Source organism: Stenotrophomonas sp. CASM110, assembly GCF_049384345.1.
Classification (GTDB): Bacteria; Pseudomonadota; Gammaproteobacteria; order Xanthomonadales; family Xanthomonadaceae; genus Stenotrophomonas; species Stenotrophomonas muris.
In genome coordinates, this window is the sequence record NZ_JBMRGI010000005.1 from 26620 (window position 1) to 41574 (window position 14955).

Annotated in this window: 11 protein-coding genes; 8 read left to right on the forward strand and 3 right to left on the reverse strand. The window is 67.9% G+C overall.

Translation table 11 applies throughout. The annotated features are described in order from the left end of the window. Window positions 1–6: 6 nt before the first annotated feature. From VG561_RS05235 to VG561_RS05250, 4 genes are all read left to right on the forward strand, one after another. Window positions 7–1656, forward strand: a complete 1650-nt coding sequence (locus VG561_RS05235; protein WP_032959265.1) for a M28 family metallopeptidase — start codon at window positions 7–9, stop codon at window positions 1654–1656. Between the two features lie 174 nt (window positions 1657–1830). Continuing rightward, window positions 1831–3090 (forward strand): sensor histidine kinase, encoded by a 1260-nt coding sequence (locus VG561_RS05240; protein WP_049441365.1) that lies wholly within the window; start codon window positions 1831–1833, stop codon window positions 3088–3090. After that, on the forward strand, window positions 3080–3850 hold the full coding sequence (locus VG561_RS05245) for a LytR/AlgR family response regulator transcription factor (RefSeq protein ID WP_049441363.1): 771 nt from the start codon (window positions 3080–3082) through the stop codon (window positions 3848–3850). Before VG561_RS05240 ends, VG561_RS05245 begins: the two co-directional genes overlap by 11 nt. Before the next feature lie 33 nt (window positions 3851–3883). Next, window positions 3884–4228: a hypothetical protein gene (locus VG561_RS05250; protein WP_014645783.1), complete on the forward strand. Its 345-nt coding sequence runs from the start codon at window positions 3884–3886 to the stop codon at window positions 4226–4228. Window positions 4229–4267: 39 nt separating this feature from the next. Here VG561_RS05250 and VG561_RS05255 read toward each other — a convergent pair whose 3' ends face one another. After that, the gene (locus tag VG561_RS05255) at window positions 4268–4882 is read right to left on the reverse strand and encodes a hypothetical protein (RefSeq protein WP_014645784.1); all 615 of its coding nucleotides are present in this window, start codon (window positions 4880–4882) and stop codon (window positions 4268–4270) included. 309 nt (window positions 4883–5191) lie between these two features. On the opposite strand from VG561_RS05255, the gene VG561_RS05260 reads away from it, so the two are divergent. Then, on the forward strand, window positions 5192–6121 hold the full coding sequence (locus tag VG561_RS05260) for an oxygenase MpaB family protein (RefSeq protein WP_046428605.1): 930 nt from the start codon (window positions 5192–5194) through the stop codon (window positions 6119–6121). Between the two features lie 77 nt (window positions 6122–6198). Here VG561_RS05260 and VG561_RS05265 read toward each other — a convergent pair whose 3' ends face one another. Beyond that, a complete protein-coding gene (locus VG561_RS05265) occupies window positions 6199–6786 on the reverse strand; it encodes a TetR/AcrR family transcriptional regulator (protein WP_111205902.1) in 588 nt (195 codons plus the stop codon). 133 nt (window positions 6787–6919) lie between these two features. Here VG561_RS05265 and VG561_RS05270 point away from each other — a divergent pair, with 133 nt between their 5' ends. Together VG561_RS05270 and VG561_RS05275 are read left to right on the forward strand one after the other, a co-directional pair. Then, window positions 6920–8134 (forward strand): MFS transporter, encoded by a 1215-nt coding sequence (locus VG561_RS05270; RefSeq protein WP_134808466.1) that lies wholly within the window; start codon window positions 6920–6922, stop codon window positions 8132–8134. Beyond that, entirely contained in the window at window positions 8131–9303 is a 1173-nt protein-coding gene (locus VG561_RS05275; protein ID WP_423179432.1) for an MFS transporter, read from the forward strand. The genes VG561_RS05270 and VG561_RS05275 overlap by 4 nt, the downstream gene beginning before the upstream one ends. A gap of 169 nt (window positions 9304–9472) precedes the next feature. On the opposite strand, the gene VG561_RS05280 is transcribed toward VG561_RS05275, so the two are convergent. Continuing rightward, on the reverse strand, window positions 9473–11584 hold the full coding sequence (locus VG561_RS05280; RefSeq protein WP_032959257.1) for a M13 family metallopeptidase: 2112 nt from the start codon (window positions 11582–11584) through the stop codon (window positions 9473–9475). A 176-nt stretch (window positions 11585–11760) separates the two neighbouring features. Between VG561_RS05280 and VG561_RS05285 the strand changes: the two genes are divergently transcribed. Further along, window positions 11761–14823, forward strand: coding sequence for a bifunctional diguanylate cyclase/phosphodiesterase (locus tag VG561_RS05285; RefSeq protein ID WP_423179433.1), 3063 nt, complete (start codon window positions 11761–11763; stop codon window positions 14821–14823). Window positions 14824–14955: the final 132 nt, after the last annotated feature.

The window sequence follows — 14955 nt, forward strand, 5'->3', positions numbered from 1 at the left end:
AGAGCAATGAAACGAGTGGTACTGGGCGTGCTGGCCCTGTCGGTGTCGAGCGCACTGATGGCGGCCACCCCGAAATTCGATGGCGCGCGGATCTCCGCCGACGTCAAGGAACTGGCCTCCGACGCCTACGAAGGCCGCTCGCCGGCCACCGCCGGCGAAGAAAAGACCATCGCCTACCTCAGCAGGCAGTTTGCCGACGCCGGCCTGCAGCCGGGCGGCGACCTCAAGGACGGCAAGCGCCTGTGGACCCAGGCCGTGCCGCTGCGCAAGGGCGACATCGTCGGCGCACCGCAGCTGGCGCTGCACCAGGGCGGCAAGACCCTGCCGCTGGAGCAGGGCAAGCAGATCGCCGTGCGCGCCGCCATGAACGGCGCCAGCAGCGTCGACATCAGCAAGGCCCCGCTGGTGTTTCTCGGCTACGGCGTGAAGGCACCGGAGCGCAACTGGGACGACTTCAAGGGCGTGGACCTGAAGGGCAAGATCGCCGTGGTGCTGATCAACGACCCGGACTTCGAAACCGGCCAGGGTGATTTCGACGGCAAGGGCATGACCTATTACGGCCGTTGGACCTACAAGTACGAGGAAGGCGCCCGTCAGGGTGCGCTGGGCGTGCTGATCGTGCACGAGACCGCACCGGCGTCGTATGGCTGGGCCACCGTGGCCGGCTCCAACACCAACACCATGTTCGACGTGGTGCGTGACAACCCGGCAGAAAGCCACCCGCTGCTGGAAGGCTGGATCCAGCGCGACCTTGCCGTGGAGCTGTTCCGCTCGGCCGGGCAGGATTTCGAGGCACTGAAGAAGAAGGCGCAGCAGCGCGACTTCACCCCGGTGCCGCTGACCGGCGCCAGCCTGGACGCGAAGTACGCGGTGAAGACCGAAGTGATCACCTCTCACAACGTGGCCGCGCGCCTGGAAGGCAGCCGCCATCCGGACGAGACCATCATCTACAGCGCGCACTGGGACCACATCGGCGTGGGCGAGCCGGACGCGCGCGGTGACCGCATCTTCAACGGCGCGCTGGACAACGCCAGCGGCACCGCCTCGCTGGTCGAGCTGGCCCGTGGCTTCGCCAAGGAGAAGCGCCCGCAGCGCTCGCTGCTGTTCCTGGCGGTCACCGCCGAGGAAAAGGGCCTGCTGGGTTCTGAGTACTACGCCACCCATCCGCTGTATCCGCTGGAAAAGACCGTGGCCGTGATCAACATGGACGGCATGGCGCCGTTCGGCCCGTCGCGTGACTTCGGTATCTACGGTGCCGCGCGCTTCGAGCTGCTGGACCAGCTGAAGGACGTGGCCAAGGGCTGGGATATCCGCTACACGCCGGACCCGAAGCCGGAAGCGGGCCTGTTCTTCCGCTCCGACCACTTCCCGTTCGCCAAGCGTGGCGTGCCGGCGCTGTCCTGGTCGGCCGGCCAGGACTGGGTGGACGGTGGCGTGGCCGCAGGCAGGAAGGCCTCCGAGGACTACACCGCCAAGCGCTATCACCAGCAGGGCGACGAGTGGCAGCCGGACTGGGTGTTTGCCGGTGCCGCGCGCGACCTGGAAGTGCTGTACACGCTGGGCAACCAGCTGGCCAATTCCCGCGATTGGCCGAACTGGAGCAAGGACGAGGCGTTCCGCGCCGTGCGTGACGCCAGCGCCGACCAGCGCAAATAACGGCGTCCGGTAGTGCCGGCCGCTGGCCGGCATTGCCGCCCCCGGAAACGCCGGGCCGTGCCCGGCGTTTCCATAACGGCTTCCATCCCAACTTTCCCGGCCTTCGTCGCAGCCTGCTTGCTTGCCCGGCGGGCCGCCCTATGCTCGGCTCACCCCCTTCCTCAAGGCGCCGCCGTGTTCGCCAGCCTCTCTCTCCTGATCCGCCACCTGCTGGCCTGGGCTGCCGCGCTGGTTGTCGCCGGCATGGTCTGGAGCGGCATCTTCAGTGGCATGAACGATGGCCCGGGCTGGATCTTCGGGCTGCTGGCGATGTTCCTGATCATTTCCGCGCTGGGCAGTGCCATCACCCACATCCGCCGGGTCTGGCTGGTGGCCGGTCGCCTGGATGCCACCACCCTGTCCGGCCGCCAGCGCCGCCAGATCGAACTGCCGATGGACGCGGGCCACGCCTTCTCGGTGGTGGAGGCGGCGATTTCCGAACTACCGCGCGTCGAAGACGTGGAAAGCTCGGCCGGCAGCCTGCAGGTGCGCGCCTATGTGCGCCGGGTCGACCTCTGGAACGGCCGCCAGCCCTCGCGCTGGAACCTGCCGGCGCGGCTGGCGATCAAGCGCAACAGCGTGCTGGCCACGGTCACGCCGGGGCAGGGCACCAGCACCGTCACCCTGCTGTTCGAACCCGATGCCGGCTGGTGGGCCGACCTGCTGGCGCTGGACGAAGGCAGCAACTACGAGAACGCCGAAGCAGTCACCCGTGCGATCAGCCGCCGCGTCGCCGACCAGCGCCGCGACGAACAGGCTGCGGCCGAACAGACCCAGGTGGAAAAGGAACTGTCGGTGGCACGCTTGAACCTGTTGCATGCGCAGGTGGAACCGCACTTCCTCTACAACACGCTGGCCAACGCGCAGGTACTGACCCGCACCGATCCGGCGCGTGCCGAACAGATGCTCGGCCACCTCATTCAATACCTGCGCAGCTCGTTGCCGCAGGTGGACGAATCGGTATCCACGCTGGGCGTGGAGCTGGACCGCACCCGCGCGTACCTGGAAATCCTGCGCATCCGCATGGGCGCACGGCTGGCGGTGGAAATGCAGGTACCCAACGAACTGCACGGCGTGCACCTGCCGGCGATGGCACTGCAGACGCTGGTGGAGAACGCGATCAAGCACGGCCTGGAACCCAAGCCCGGCGGTGGCACGATCTGGATACTGGCGCGCGGCTTCGATGACCACGTGACCGTGACCGTGGCCGACGATGGGCTTGGCTTCGGCCAGGGCACCAGCGGTACCGGCATCGGCCTGAAGAATCTGCGCGAGCGCCTGCGCCTGACCTGCGGCGAGCAGGCCGGCGTGGCGATCGTTGCCAACTTCCCCAGCGGCGTGGCCGCGACCATGACCCTGCCGCAGTCGCACAAGGAGCGCAGCCATGCCGCTTGAAGCCCTGATCGCCGAAGACGAAGAACTGCTGCGGCAGTCACTGGTGGAACAGCTGGGCCGGCTGTGGCCGGAGCTGAAGCTGGTGGCCGAGTGCGAGGACGGTGCCAGCGCGCTGGAGCAGCTGGCCGAGACGCGGCCGGACATCGCGTTCCTCGACATCCGCATGCCCGGCATCAGCGGCATCGAGGTCGCGCGCTCGCTGTCCGAGCTGAGCCCGCGCACCCAGGTGGTATTCGTCACCGCCTACGACCAGTACGCCATCGATGCGTTCGAGCAGGGCGCGATGGACTACCTGTTGAAGCCGGTCAGCGACGAGCGCCTGCTGGCCACCCGCGAGCGCATCCTGTCGCGGCTGCCATCAACGCGACAGGACGATGCCGTGCTGGAGCGCCTGCTGCAGCGGCTGGGCCCGTCGCAGGGCGCAGCGGAGCGCCCGCCACTGGCCTGGATCACCGCCAGCAACGGCCGCGAGACGCAACTGATCATGCTGGAAGATGTGGCCTACTTCCGCGCCGACAACAAGTACACCACCGTGGTCACCGCTGCCGGCGAAAGCCTGCTGCGCACACCGTTACGTGAACTGCTTGAAGTGCTCGACCCGCAGCACTTCCGCCAGATCCACCGCTCCACCATCGTCAACATGAAGGCGGTGGCAGCGGTGAGCCGCGACGACACCGGGCGCGGCGTGCTGCGCCTGCGCGGGCGCACGGAGACGCTGGTGGTCAGCCAACCGTTCATGAGCCTGTTCCGCGGCATGTAGCCGCGACGCAGTCTCCGCCGCCAGGAGCATTGCATGCGTTTTTTCCTGCTTGTCGGCCTCGCCGCATTGGCGCTTGCCGGTTGCCGGAAGTCCACTGAAACCGCGATCACCCGCACCACTGCCAATGGCGTGGACACGCTGTACAGCAAGCGCACGGTAGTGGACGGCGTGGCGCGTTTCGAGTGCATGGCCAGCCGCAGCGGCCAGTGCCATTACCTGGTGCTGGACCCGGCCTGTCGTCCTGATGCCGCCTGTGCGAAAGCGCCGATACGGTCGTTCGCGTTGGCGGCCGGCACGACCCGGGAGTTCAGGGGCCTGCCGAAGGGCTTCGCCCAGTGCGTCAGCGAGGATCGGAAAGAACAATGCCACCGTGAGTGATCACGGTGGCATTGTGGCTCCCCCCGCTTCCCTGAAGGGTCAGTAGGCAGGCTGTAGTGTCAGGTCGTGGTGGTGCTCGTTCTCGCCCACGTGGTTGAGGCGGCCGACCAGTTCGGAGTGCTGCTTCATGCGCCCGATCTCGGTCATGATGCGGATGTCCTCGTGGCGCAGCTCGCGCTTGGCGGTGACCGCCTGCTTGTAATCGAGCACTTCCGGGTAATGCTCGGCCAGGTCCAGTGCCTCGGCCACGTGCTCGACGCTGTCGGCCTTGGAGCTGATGCGTGCGCGACTGTTGAACGCCTTCATCCAGCGCTCGAAACCGGCCTGCTGATCGAACATGTTGGCCATGAACCAGATCACGAACAGGATCGACACCCACGAGCCGAACACGACTACCACGCGGGTGAACGTGATATGGAAGTCGTCGCGCCAGAGGTAGTTGGCGATCAGGCCAAGAATCAGCAGCGAGGCTGCCTGCCAGCCGACGATCGAGGCGATCAGCCATTGGCACTTGGCCTGGGCCAGCACCGCGACTTCATCGCGGATCTGCTGCTCGCTGAGATTGCGCCAATGCGCGACCTGTTTGTCGAACGGGCTGCTGTAGAGCTCGTTGTCGCGAAGCAGAATTCCCAAACCCTTGAACAAAGCAATCATGGCTGGCTCCTTGTGGAACGTGCGTCGATCAGCATTGGACGGTGTGGCGGTTCCAGTTCTAGCACTTCCAGCGAGCCGTGCAATGGGCGCAATGCCAAGCTGCGCAAGGGCTTTGCCTGAATCGGTGAATGTTGTTGCATCGCAGCATCGAGGGCGCTGCCTGCGACAGGATGTCGCAGGGTGAAATGTGCTGCGGCCGCACATGAAACCGTGGCTGAGTACGAAGACTCGCCGCCGCGGTCGTGATCGCCGAGAATCGGAGCCAACCGCGCAAGATGCGACTGTTCTTCCGTCTTTCTTGGACCTGTGATGCCGGCTCTGCTGCAGCGACTCTCCCGCCCCGTCACCGCGCCGATCCGGCGCTGGGTGCTGGAGGCCTTCCCCCGTGGCCAGAGCGGCATCGATTACGACCAGCCGCTGGGTGACCCGGGTTGGTTTGGACCCGACAGCGTGACCTGGCGCCTGCACGCCGAGTTCCCCTCGATGCTGGCCGGTGGCCTGTGCGCGCTGATGCTGCAGACCCTGCATCCGCGCGCGCTGGCCGGGGTCTACGATCACTCCAATTTCCGCCAGGACCTGGTGGGTCGCCTGCGTCGCACCACCGCGTTCGTTGCCGGTACCAGCTATGCGCCCACCGGCGAGGTGGAGGCGCTGGTGGCCAAGGTGCGCCGCATCCATGCACGGATCCGCGGCCAGACCGCACAGGGCGAACCCTACGCCGCCGATGATCCGCAGCTGCTGACCTGGGTGCATGTGACCGAGGCGTTCGGGTTCCTTCAGGGCTTCCGCCGGTACGGACGGGAGGTGCCGGCACACATCGCCGACCGTTACTACGATGAGTACCGCTGCGTGGCCGAGGCACTGGGTGCGGTGGACGTGCCGCGCAGCGAAGCGGAAGTGGCGGCGTACTTCTGTGCGCGGCAGCCGGAGCTGCGCGTCGACGAGCGCTCGCGCGAGGTGCTGGAGGTGCTGTCCGGCGTGCGCCTGCCGGTACCGGTGCCGGGGCTGTCGCGCGAAGTGTTCCTGGGTGCAGGCGCGGCACTGCTGCCGGACTGGGCCGAAGGCATGCTTGAACGCAGTGGCCGTCAGCGCGCGCAGGCCGCCGCGTCGGCGACACTGGTGCAGGGCATGGCGCCGCTGTTTCGCCGTGCGTTGCCCGATGGCCTGGCCAGCCGCGCCTGTGCGCGCATGGGCGTGCCGGTGTCGGTGCTGCGCGAGTGGCCCACCGTTCCCCGGTAGGTGCCAACCTTGGTTGGCACGCGTTGCGCGCGGTGCCGCAGGAGCCGCAGTAGATCCACACCATGCGTGGATGGGCCTTACCCCGCCGACTTCAACCCGCGCAACAGCATCTCCAGCGCCGCCGTCGCCTGCCGCAGGCGCACGTCGCCATCCTCGCCCTCGGCGATCCAGAACGCGGCCTCGGCCAGGCTGCCATAGATCAGCGACGCCAGCGCCTGCGCATTCACCGGCGCCACCACGCCCTGGGCAACCAGATGTTCGATCAGGTGCTGCATCGAATGCACGCAGTGGCGCTGCGATTCCGGTGAGGCGCCACCGAGCACCGCGCGCGCGTCGCGCAGCACGATGCGCTGGATCTCCGGTTCCAGCGCCATCTCCAGGTACGCGCGGCAACGCTGCGCGAAGCCCTCCCAGGCATCGTCGGCGGCATCACTGATCGCCTGCAGGCGCTGGTCGGTCTCGGCATCGAGCTGGGCGACGACAGCCGCCAGCAGACCCTTCTTGTCGCCGAAGTGGTGGTACAGCGCGCCGCGGGTCAGCCCGGCCTGGGCGGTCAGGTCGTCCATCGAGGTGGCGGCATAGCCATGCTCGCTGAACACCCGGCGGGCGGTGGCCAGGAGGGTGGCGCGGGTTTCTTCCATCTCGGCGCGGGTGCGGCGAACCATTCAGAGCTCCTTACATACGCAGTGCATGATTATTTACATACGGCGCGTATGAATGTAGCCTCTTATTCATACGCCCCGTATGTATTGTCATGGCGCCCCGTGCGCCAAGCAAGTCGCTGCCTTGGAGAACCTGATGGCCACCCCCTATCGCGACCTGTTCGCGACCCCCGGCACCGCCGGCCTCGCCCTGGCCGGGCTGCTGGCACGCCTGCCGCTGCCGATGACCGGTATCGGCATCATTACCTTGCTGTCCCAGCTGCGCGGCAGCTATGCACTGGCCGGTGCGGTGTCGGCCACCTTCGTGCTGACCTATGCGTTGCTGTCGCCGCAGGTGTCGCGCTGGGTCGACCGGCGCGGGCAGGGCAGGGTATTGCCATGGGCCACTGCGGCCAGTGCGTCCGGTCTGCTGTTGCTGCTCGCGTGCACGCTGCTGGCCGCGCCGGACTGGACGCTGTTCGTTGCGGCGATGCTGGCCGGCTGCATGCCCAGCGTGTCGGCGATGGTGCGAGCGCGCTGGACCGCGACCCATCGCGGACGACCACAGCTGCAGACCGCGTATTCGCTGGAGACCGTGTTCGACGAGGTGACCTTCATCGCCGGGCCACCGTTGTCCGTCGGATTGTCGGTGGCGGTATGGCCACAGGCTGGCGTACTGGCGGCCGCCCTGCTGCTGGTGGCCGGCGTCGCCGCACTGGTGCTGCAGCGGGGCACCGAGCCGCCGATACAGCACTACGAAGGTGCAACATCCTCGCACTCGCTGCTGCGGCAACCGGAGATCCGCCTGCTGGCGTTGCTGATGCTGGCGATGGGCGTGATCGTCGGCACCGTCGACATCACCAGCGTGGCATTGGCCGAGCTGCGCGGACAGCCACTAGCTGCCAGCTGGGTGCTGTCGGCCTACGCGCTGGGCAGCTGCGCGGCGGGGCTGCTGTTTGGTGCCCTGAAGCTGCCGATGCCGCTGCCGCGCCTGTTGCTGGCCGGAGCAGCGGCCACCGCATTGACCACGTTGCCGCTGCTGTGGGTCGGCAGTCTGCCGGCACTGGCCGCTGCGGTACTGCTGGCCGGGGTGTTCTTCGCGCCGACGATGATCGTGGCGATGTCGCTGGTTGAACAACGCGTGCCCGAAGCACGCCTGACCGAAGGCATGACGTGGCTGCTGGCCGGCCTCAACATCGGCGTGGCGCTGGGCGCGGCGCTGTCTGGACAGAGCGTCGATGCGGCGGGCGTGCGCAGCGGTTTTGTGGTTGCGCTGGCGGCAGGCGGTGGCGTGCTGCTGTTCGCCTTGCTCGTGCAACGTGCGCTGCGCCCGTCTGCCGCGTCCACATCTCCTGAAGGAATCATCCCGTGAGCGCTTCATCGCCTGCGCATGCCGCGTCTGTGCCCCGCCATCCGTGGTGGGCGGTCTCCGCCGTCGGCCTCGCCACGTTCTCGGTGGTCACCACCGAAATGCTGCCGGTCGGCCTGCTGACTCCCATCGCCGAAGATCTCGGCGCGTCCACCGGCACCGCCGGCCTGATGATCTCACTGCCCGCCCTGATGGCGGCAGTGTTCGCCCCGCTTGCGGTGATCGCAGCCGGTGGCATCGATCGTCGCCGCATCCTGTGTGCGCTGTTGGGCCTGCTGCTGGTCGCCAACCTTGCGTCGGCGCTGGCACCTGGCATCGGCTGGCTGTTGGCCGCGCGTGTGCTGGTGGGGTTCTGCATGGGCGGCATCTGGACCATTGCCGGTGGGCTGGCAGCGCGCCTGGTACCTGCGCAGCGCATCGGTCTGGCCACCTCGATCATCTTCGGGGGCGTGGCCGCAGCTTCGGTGCTCGGCGTTCCGTTGGGCGCGCTGATCGGGGATGCATTGGGCTGGCGCAGCGCGTTCGTGGCGATGACGTTGTTCAGTGCGGCGGTGATGCTGCTGCATCTGCGGGTGGTTCCCGCGTTGCCGGTCAGCACATCGGTGCGGCCGCGACAGTTCGTGCAGCAGCTTGGCCAGCGCAACCTGCGGCGTGGCCTGTGGCTGACCGGGCTGCTGGTGTCCGGGCACTTCATCGCCTTCACGTACGTGCGGCCGCTGCTGACGTCCGTATCGGGCGTGGATGCATCGTGGATAGGTGCACTGCTGTTTGGGTACGGCCTGGCTGGCATCGCCGGCAACTTCATCGCCGGGCCGCTGGCTGCGCGCCATCCATGGGGCACGCTGCTGGCGATAGCCTCGGGCCTGCTGCTGACGCCTCTGCTGTTCCTGTGGGTGGGAAATGCGCCCTCCGCAGGTATTGCAGTGCTGCTGCTGTGGGGTCTGGCCTATGGCGGTGTATCGGTGGGCCTGATGAGCTGGATGATGAAGGCGGTGCCGCAGGCCGTGGAGATCGCCACCGCGTTGTATGTGGCGGTATTCAACATCGGCATCGCAATGGGTGCGTGGGGTGGTGGCCGCCTGCTGGATGGCGTGGGCCTGCATGCGAATCTGTGGGCTGCGGCGGTGTTGGCTGGGAGTGCCCTGCTGATGGCTGCCATCACCCGCAGGTAGATCCACGCCATGCGTGGATTCCTAGCCCGTGCCGACCAAGGTCGGCACCCACCAGAGCAAAGTATGTGCCGACCAAGGTCGGCACCCACCAGAGCGGAGTATGCGCCGACGAAGGTTGGCCGCTACCCGGAAATGAAACGGGCGCCTTGCGGCGCCCGTTCCGGTTACATCACCACACCTTGACCCGCTTGTCCGGGGCCAGGTACAGCTTCTGGCCTTCCTTCACTTCGAACGCCGGGTACCAGGCGTCGATGTTGCGCACGGTCAATGCGCGGAACTGGCCCGGGGCATGCACATCGGTCAGCAGCGAATTGCGCAGCGCCTGCTCGCGGCTCTTGCTGCGCCACGCCTGGGCGAAGCCGAGGAAGAAGCGCTGGTCCGGGCTGAAGCCTTCCAGGGTCTGGCCCGGCTTGCCCTGCAGCGACAGCTGGTAGGCATCGTAGGCGGTACCCAGGCCAGCCACGTCGGCGATGTTCTCGCCCAGGGTCAGCTTGCCGTTCACGTGCACGCCGGGGAACGGCTCGTAGCTGCTGAACTGCGCGGCCAGCGCATCACCGGCGGCGTTGAACTGCTTCAGGTCCTCGGCGGTCCACCAGTTGTGCAGCTTGCCGGTCTCGTCGAACAGCGCGCCGGCGTTGTCGAAGCCGTGGCTGATCTCGTGGCCGATCACCGCACCGATCGCACCGTAGTTCACCGCGTCATCGGCAGCGCCGTCGAAGAACGGCGGCTGCAGGATCGCGGCCGGGAACACCAGGCGGTTCTCCAGCGGCACGTTCATCGCATTGATGGTCTGCGGCAGCATCGCCCACTCGCTGTGGTCGACCGGCTTGCCCAGCTTGGCGATGTTGCGCTGGTACTCGAACAGCTCGGCGCGCTGTGCATTGCCCAGCGGGTCATCACGGCGGATCTCCAGGCCGGTGTAGTCGCGCCACTTCTCCGGATAGCCCATGCCCACGGTCAGGCCCGTGACCTTGGCCTTGGCATGCGCCTTGGTCTGCGGCGACATCCACGACAGCGCGTCGATGCGCTTGGCAAAAGCGGCGATGATGTTCTTCGCCATCTCGTCCGCACGCTCCTTGGTCCTGGCGTCGAAGTGCTTTTCGACGTAGCGCTTGCCGATCGCTTCGCCGACGGCATGGTTGGCATCGTCCACCGCGCGCTTCCAGCGGTCGCTCTGCTGCGGCGTGCCGCTCAGCGCGGTGCCATGGAAGGCGAAGCGGGCATCGGCGAACTTCTTCGGCAGGTAGGCGGCGGCACGGTCCAGCGCGTGGAACGCCAGGTAGTCCTTCCAGGCGTCCAGCGGCTCGGTGGCGACCAGCCTGGACAGGCCGGCCACGGCCTTGGGCTGCCACACGATGAAGTCCTGCTGGTTGCCCAGCGCCGCCGCATCGAGGAAGGCGTTCCAGTCCAGGCCCGGCGCCTTCGCATTGAAGTCGGCCTGGGTCCAGGGGTTGGCGCCCTTGGTCACGTCGTTGGTTTCTTCCTGGGTGGCATGTGCTTGCGCGATCTTCGTTTCCAGCGCGAGGATGCGCTGCGCCTTGCCGGCCGGGTCGGCGACGCCGGCCAGCTGCAGCATCTGTGCGATGTAGGCCTGGTACTGCTTGCGCAGTTCGGCCATGCGGCCATCGCCCAGGTAGAAATCGCGGTCGGGCATGCCCAGGCCGCCCTGCACCAGGTACGGCGCGGTGCGATCCGGCTGCAGCATGTCCACCGACACCCACAGGCCGAACAGGCGGTCGGTGTAGAAGTTGGTGGCGTTGAGCAGGTCGACGTCGGCGCGCAGGTCGCCGCCGAGTGCGCGGGCCAGCCCGGCCTTGTCGGCGATCGCATCGATGGCCTTCAGCTGCGGCTGCACCGGCGCCAGACCGTGCTGCTCGATGCCGGCTTCGTCCATGTAGGCGGCGTAGTAGTCGCCGATCAGCTTGTCGTCGCCGCTGGCTTGGGTGTTGCCGGCGGCCCCTTCCAGGATGGCGCGGGTGTCGGCCAGGGTCTTCTCGGCAATGACATTGAAGCTGCCGAAGCGCGAGCGGTCGGCCGGAATCTCGGTGTTCTTCACCCAGGTGCCGTTGGCGAAGCCGAAGAAGTCGTCGCCGGCGGCGATGCTGCGGTCCATGCCGCTGGCATCGAAGCCGAAACTGCCCAGCATCGGCTTGGCCGCAGCGGGGGCGGCATCGGCCGGCGCGGTGGCACCGACGGCCGGGTCGGCCGGGCGGTCACAGGCGGCCAGGGACAGGCTGGCAACAATGGCCAGCGCCAGGGTGGGACGGCGCAGCTTGGACATGGACTTCTCTTGCAGCGGAAAACCCCAAGTCTAATCCGCTCCGGCGCCACTGGCCGCCCCCCTGCGGGGCCCGCCCTGTGCAGGATCTGGCTGAACGTGCGGATGCGATCTTCACGCCGTCACCGGGGTGGTGCATGCTGGACCCTCGAGCCCTGCGCGGACACGGGGAGGTGGCCATGCAGGACGGGGTCAGGCGTCAAGAATGGCGTCCGCCGGCCGTTGAGGTCGGGGACGTGGAGGATTCGTTCGCGCATGAAGCCAGCCGACTGCACAAGGAACATCAACCGATGCCCGCGCTGAAACGGGCGTTGGCCCGGCCGCTGCGCGCCATCACCTGGGGCGGTGTGCTGCTGGGCGTACTGCTGGTGACCGGTCTGGCCCTCATGCTGGTCAACGACCACCACCGCCGCCTGGAAGCGGCGCAGCGGCAGAGCCGCGCGCTGGCGGTGGGCAGCGAGCGCCTGCTGGCGCTGGAGCTGCGCAACCTGGAGCGGGCCATGACCGGCATCGCCGCCGACGCCGCGGAACTGTTCCGCAGCGTGCCGGCACAGGCGCCGGCCTTGCTGGATGCCTCCATCGGCGGCGTGCTGGGCCGGCACGCCGAACTGCACAGCATCGTGGTGCTCGACAGCTATGGCCGCGCATTGACGGCCGGCAGGGGCGACCTGCAGTTGCCGTTGTGGACCGATCCGCAACGGCGCGGCTCGGGCAGCGCGCTGTACATCGGCCCGCCGCAGCGTGCCAGCGACGGGGGCTGGGTGGTCCCGCTGGCGCTGCCGATGGCCGATGGGCGCTGGCTGCTGGCACGGCTGCGCTGTGGCGAACTGCAGCGCATCGTCGGCGGCCTGGATGTCGGTCCCAACGGATTGGTCTCGATCAGCGATGCCCAGGGCTACATGCTGGCCCGCGTACCCGATCCGCATGGCACGGTGGGCCGCCGCTACGACCTGCCGCGCCGGGACCTGCTCGGCACGCAGGCAGTGGTCGAGCTGGGCAGCATGCCCGGCGTCGTCGACGGCGTGCCGCGCATCCTCACCATCAGCACGCTCGAACGCAGCCCGCTGGCGGTGCAGGTCGGCCTGGCCGACGAAGATGTACTCGCACCGTGGTGGCCGTACCTGAAGGCGTCGGTGGCGATCGTACTGGCCTACATCGCGGTGTTGCTGGTACTGCTGTACGCCGTGCGCCGCAGCACCCGCAGCCAGCAGGCGATGGCCGAGGAACTGAAGACGGGCCACGCCGAGCTGCGCCTGGCGCACCAGGTCGGGCGTGTCTGCACCTGGTACGTGGATGAGGACGCCGCGCTGCTGCGCTGGTCGCCGCTGGCCCGCGAGATCTTTGGGGTACAGACCGACGCCTTGCCGGTCGCGGATTTCTTCGCGCGCGTGCATCGCGATGATGCCGCGCGCCTGCAGCAGGCCTTTGACCAGGCCTTCGCCGGCAGCGCTGTGCTCGACCAGGTGTTCCGCCTGGTGCTGCCCGGGGGCGAGGTGCGCTGGGTCGGCGCGCGCGGGCAGCGGGTGGAAGTGGCCGACAGCGAACGGCGCATGATCGGTGCGCTGACCGACCTGAGCGAACGCTATCAGGCGCGCGAGCAGATGAGCGAAGTGGAACGCCGCTTCCGCCTGCTGTTCGACCGCAATCCTGCACCGTTCTGGGTGTTCGACCCGGATACGCTGCGCTTCATCGAGGTCAACGACGCTGCAGTGCGCCAGTATGGCTACAGCCGCGACGAGTTCCTGGCGATGAGCATCCTCGACATCCGCCCGCGCGAAGGCTGGGACGAAGTGCGTGGTGCCATCCAGCGGGCGCAGGTGGGCGATCCCCCCGACGCGACCGTGCGCCTGCACCGGCGCAAGGACGGCAGTGTGTTCGAGGTGCGCGCACACCTGTCCAAGCTCGACTTCGACGGACAGCCCGCGTGCCTGGTGCTGGCCGAGGATGTCAGCGAGCGGCTGGCCTACGAGCGCGACCTGGCCTATCAGGCACGGCACAACCCGGCCACCGGCCTGCTCAATGTGCGCGCCCTGACCGAACAGCTGGACGAGCAGGAGGAGGGCTACACCATCGCCTTCGTGCAGCTGCGCGGGCTGCAGCTGGTGGCCGATACGCTGGGCCGCGAGATCGGCGATGCGGTGCTGCAGTCGATGGCGACCCGGCTCGGGGGCCTGGGCGCACGCTGTGGCACGCTGGCGTTCCAGCCGGCCGAGGATTTCGTCTTCGCCATCGGTGCCGAGCACGATACCCAGCGCGTGCTGGACGACCTGCTGCAGATCGTGTCGGCGCCGATGCGCGGCAAGGACTCGCTGCACCAGTTCGAGCCGCGCATCGGCGTGGCCGTGCACATCGCTGGTGACGGGCACACGGCCGAGCAGGTGATCGGCATGGCCGCGCAGGCCGCGCATGCGGCGCGCGCCGAGGGCAACGTGGTGGTCTGGTTCGACGCGGCCGTGACCACGCGCCTGGCCGACCGCCTGCGCCTGGCCGGGCGCATCCATGCCGCCATCGACAACGAATTCCAGCTGTATTTCCAGCCGATCCGGCATGCCGGCGATGGCAGCCCGGCAGCGCTGGAGGCACTGCTGCGCTGGCCGCAGGCCGATGGCAGCTTCATCCCGCCCAACGAGTTCATCCAGCTGTGCGAGGACACCGGGTTGATCCTGGCACTGGGCCGCTGGGTGATCCGCGCGGCGGCGAAGGCGCAGCGCCGTCTGGTCGAGGCCGGGTGGGGTGAGTTGCCGATCGCGGTCAACGTGTCGGCGGTTCAGTTCTTCAACAGCGACCTGGTGGCCGAATTCACCCGTGCCCAGCAGGATTTCGGCCTGGCCCGTGGCGCGCTGCACGTGGAGCTGACCGAGAGCAGCCTGATGCGCAAGCCGGCACAGGCGATGCAGACCATGCAGCGCCTGCACGAGCAGGGCATCCGCGTGTCGCTGGATGATTTCGGCACCGGCTATTCCAGCATGTCCTACCTGCAGCACCTGCCGCTGGACATCCTGAAGATCGACCGCAGCTTCGTCGCCGACGTGGAAACCAATCCACGCAATGCCTCGATCTGCCGCGCGCTGCTGTCGCTGGGCCACAGCATGGGCCTGACCATCATCGCTGAAGGCGTGGAGACGCCGGGGCAGCTGGACTGGCTGGCTGCGCATGGCTGTGACCAGGTGCAGGGCTACCTGTTGGGGCGGCCGGCGCCGCTGGAACAGATCATCGACGCGCTGGATGAGGTTCCCGCCTGATCGGGTTTCGTATGTGCCGGCCAGCGGCCGGCACTACCCGACCGAAGCACGACGGGGCTTCGTATGTGCCGGCCAGCGGCCGGCACTACCCGACCGAAGCATGACGGGGTTTCGTATGTGCCGGCCGGCGGC

Coding starts and splice junctions, on each gene's coding strand:
- VG561_RS05235 (WP_032959265.1), top strand. CDS start 7: ATGAAACGAGTGGTACTGGGCGTGCTGGCCCTGTCGGTGTCGAGCGCA.
- VG561_RS05245 (WP_049441363.1), top strand. CDS start 3,080: ATGCCGCTTGAAGCCCTGATCGCCGAAGACGAAGAACTGCTGCGGCAG.
- VG561_RS05250 (WP_014645783.1), top strand. CDS start 3,884: ATGCGTTTTTTCCTGCTTGTCGGCCTCGCCGCATTGGCGCTTGCCGGT.
- VG561_RS05255 (WP_014645784.1), bottom strand. CDS start 4,882: ATGATTGCTTTGTTCAAGGGTTTGGGAATTCTGCTTCGCGACAACGAG.
- VG561_RS05260 (WP_046428605.1), top strand. CDS start 5,192: ATGCCGGCTCTGCTGCAGCGACTCTCCCGCCCCGTCACCGCGCCGATC.
- VG561_RS05265 (WP_111205902.1), bottom strand. CDS start 6,786: ATGGTTCGCCGCACCCGCGCCGAGATGGAAGAAACCCGCGCCACCCTC.
- VG561_RS05270 (WP_134808466.1), top strand. CDS start 6,920: ATGGCCACCCCCTATCGCGACCTGTTCGCGACCCCCGGCACCGCCGGC.
- VG561_RS05280 (WP_032959257.1), bottom strand. CDS start 11,584: ATGTCCAAGCTGCGCCGTCCCACCCTGGCGCTGGCCATTGTTGCCAGC.
- VG561_RS05285 (WP_423179433.1), top strand. CDS start 11,761: ATGCAGGACGGGGTCAGGCGTCAAGAATGGCGTCCGCCGGCCGTTGAG.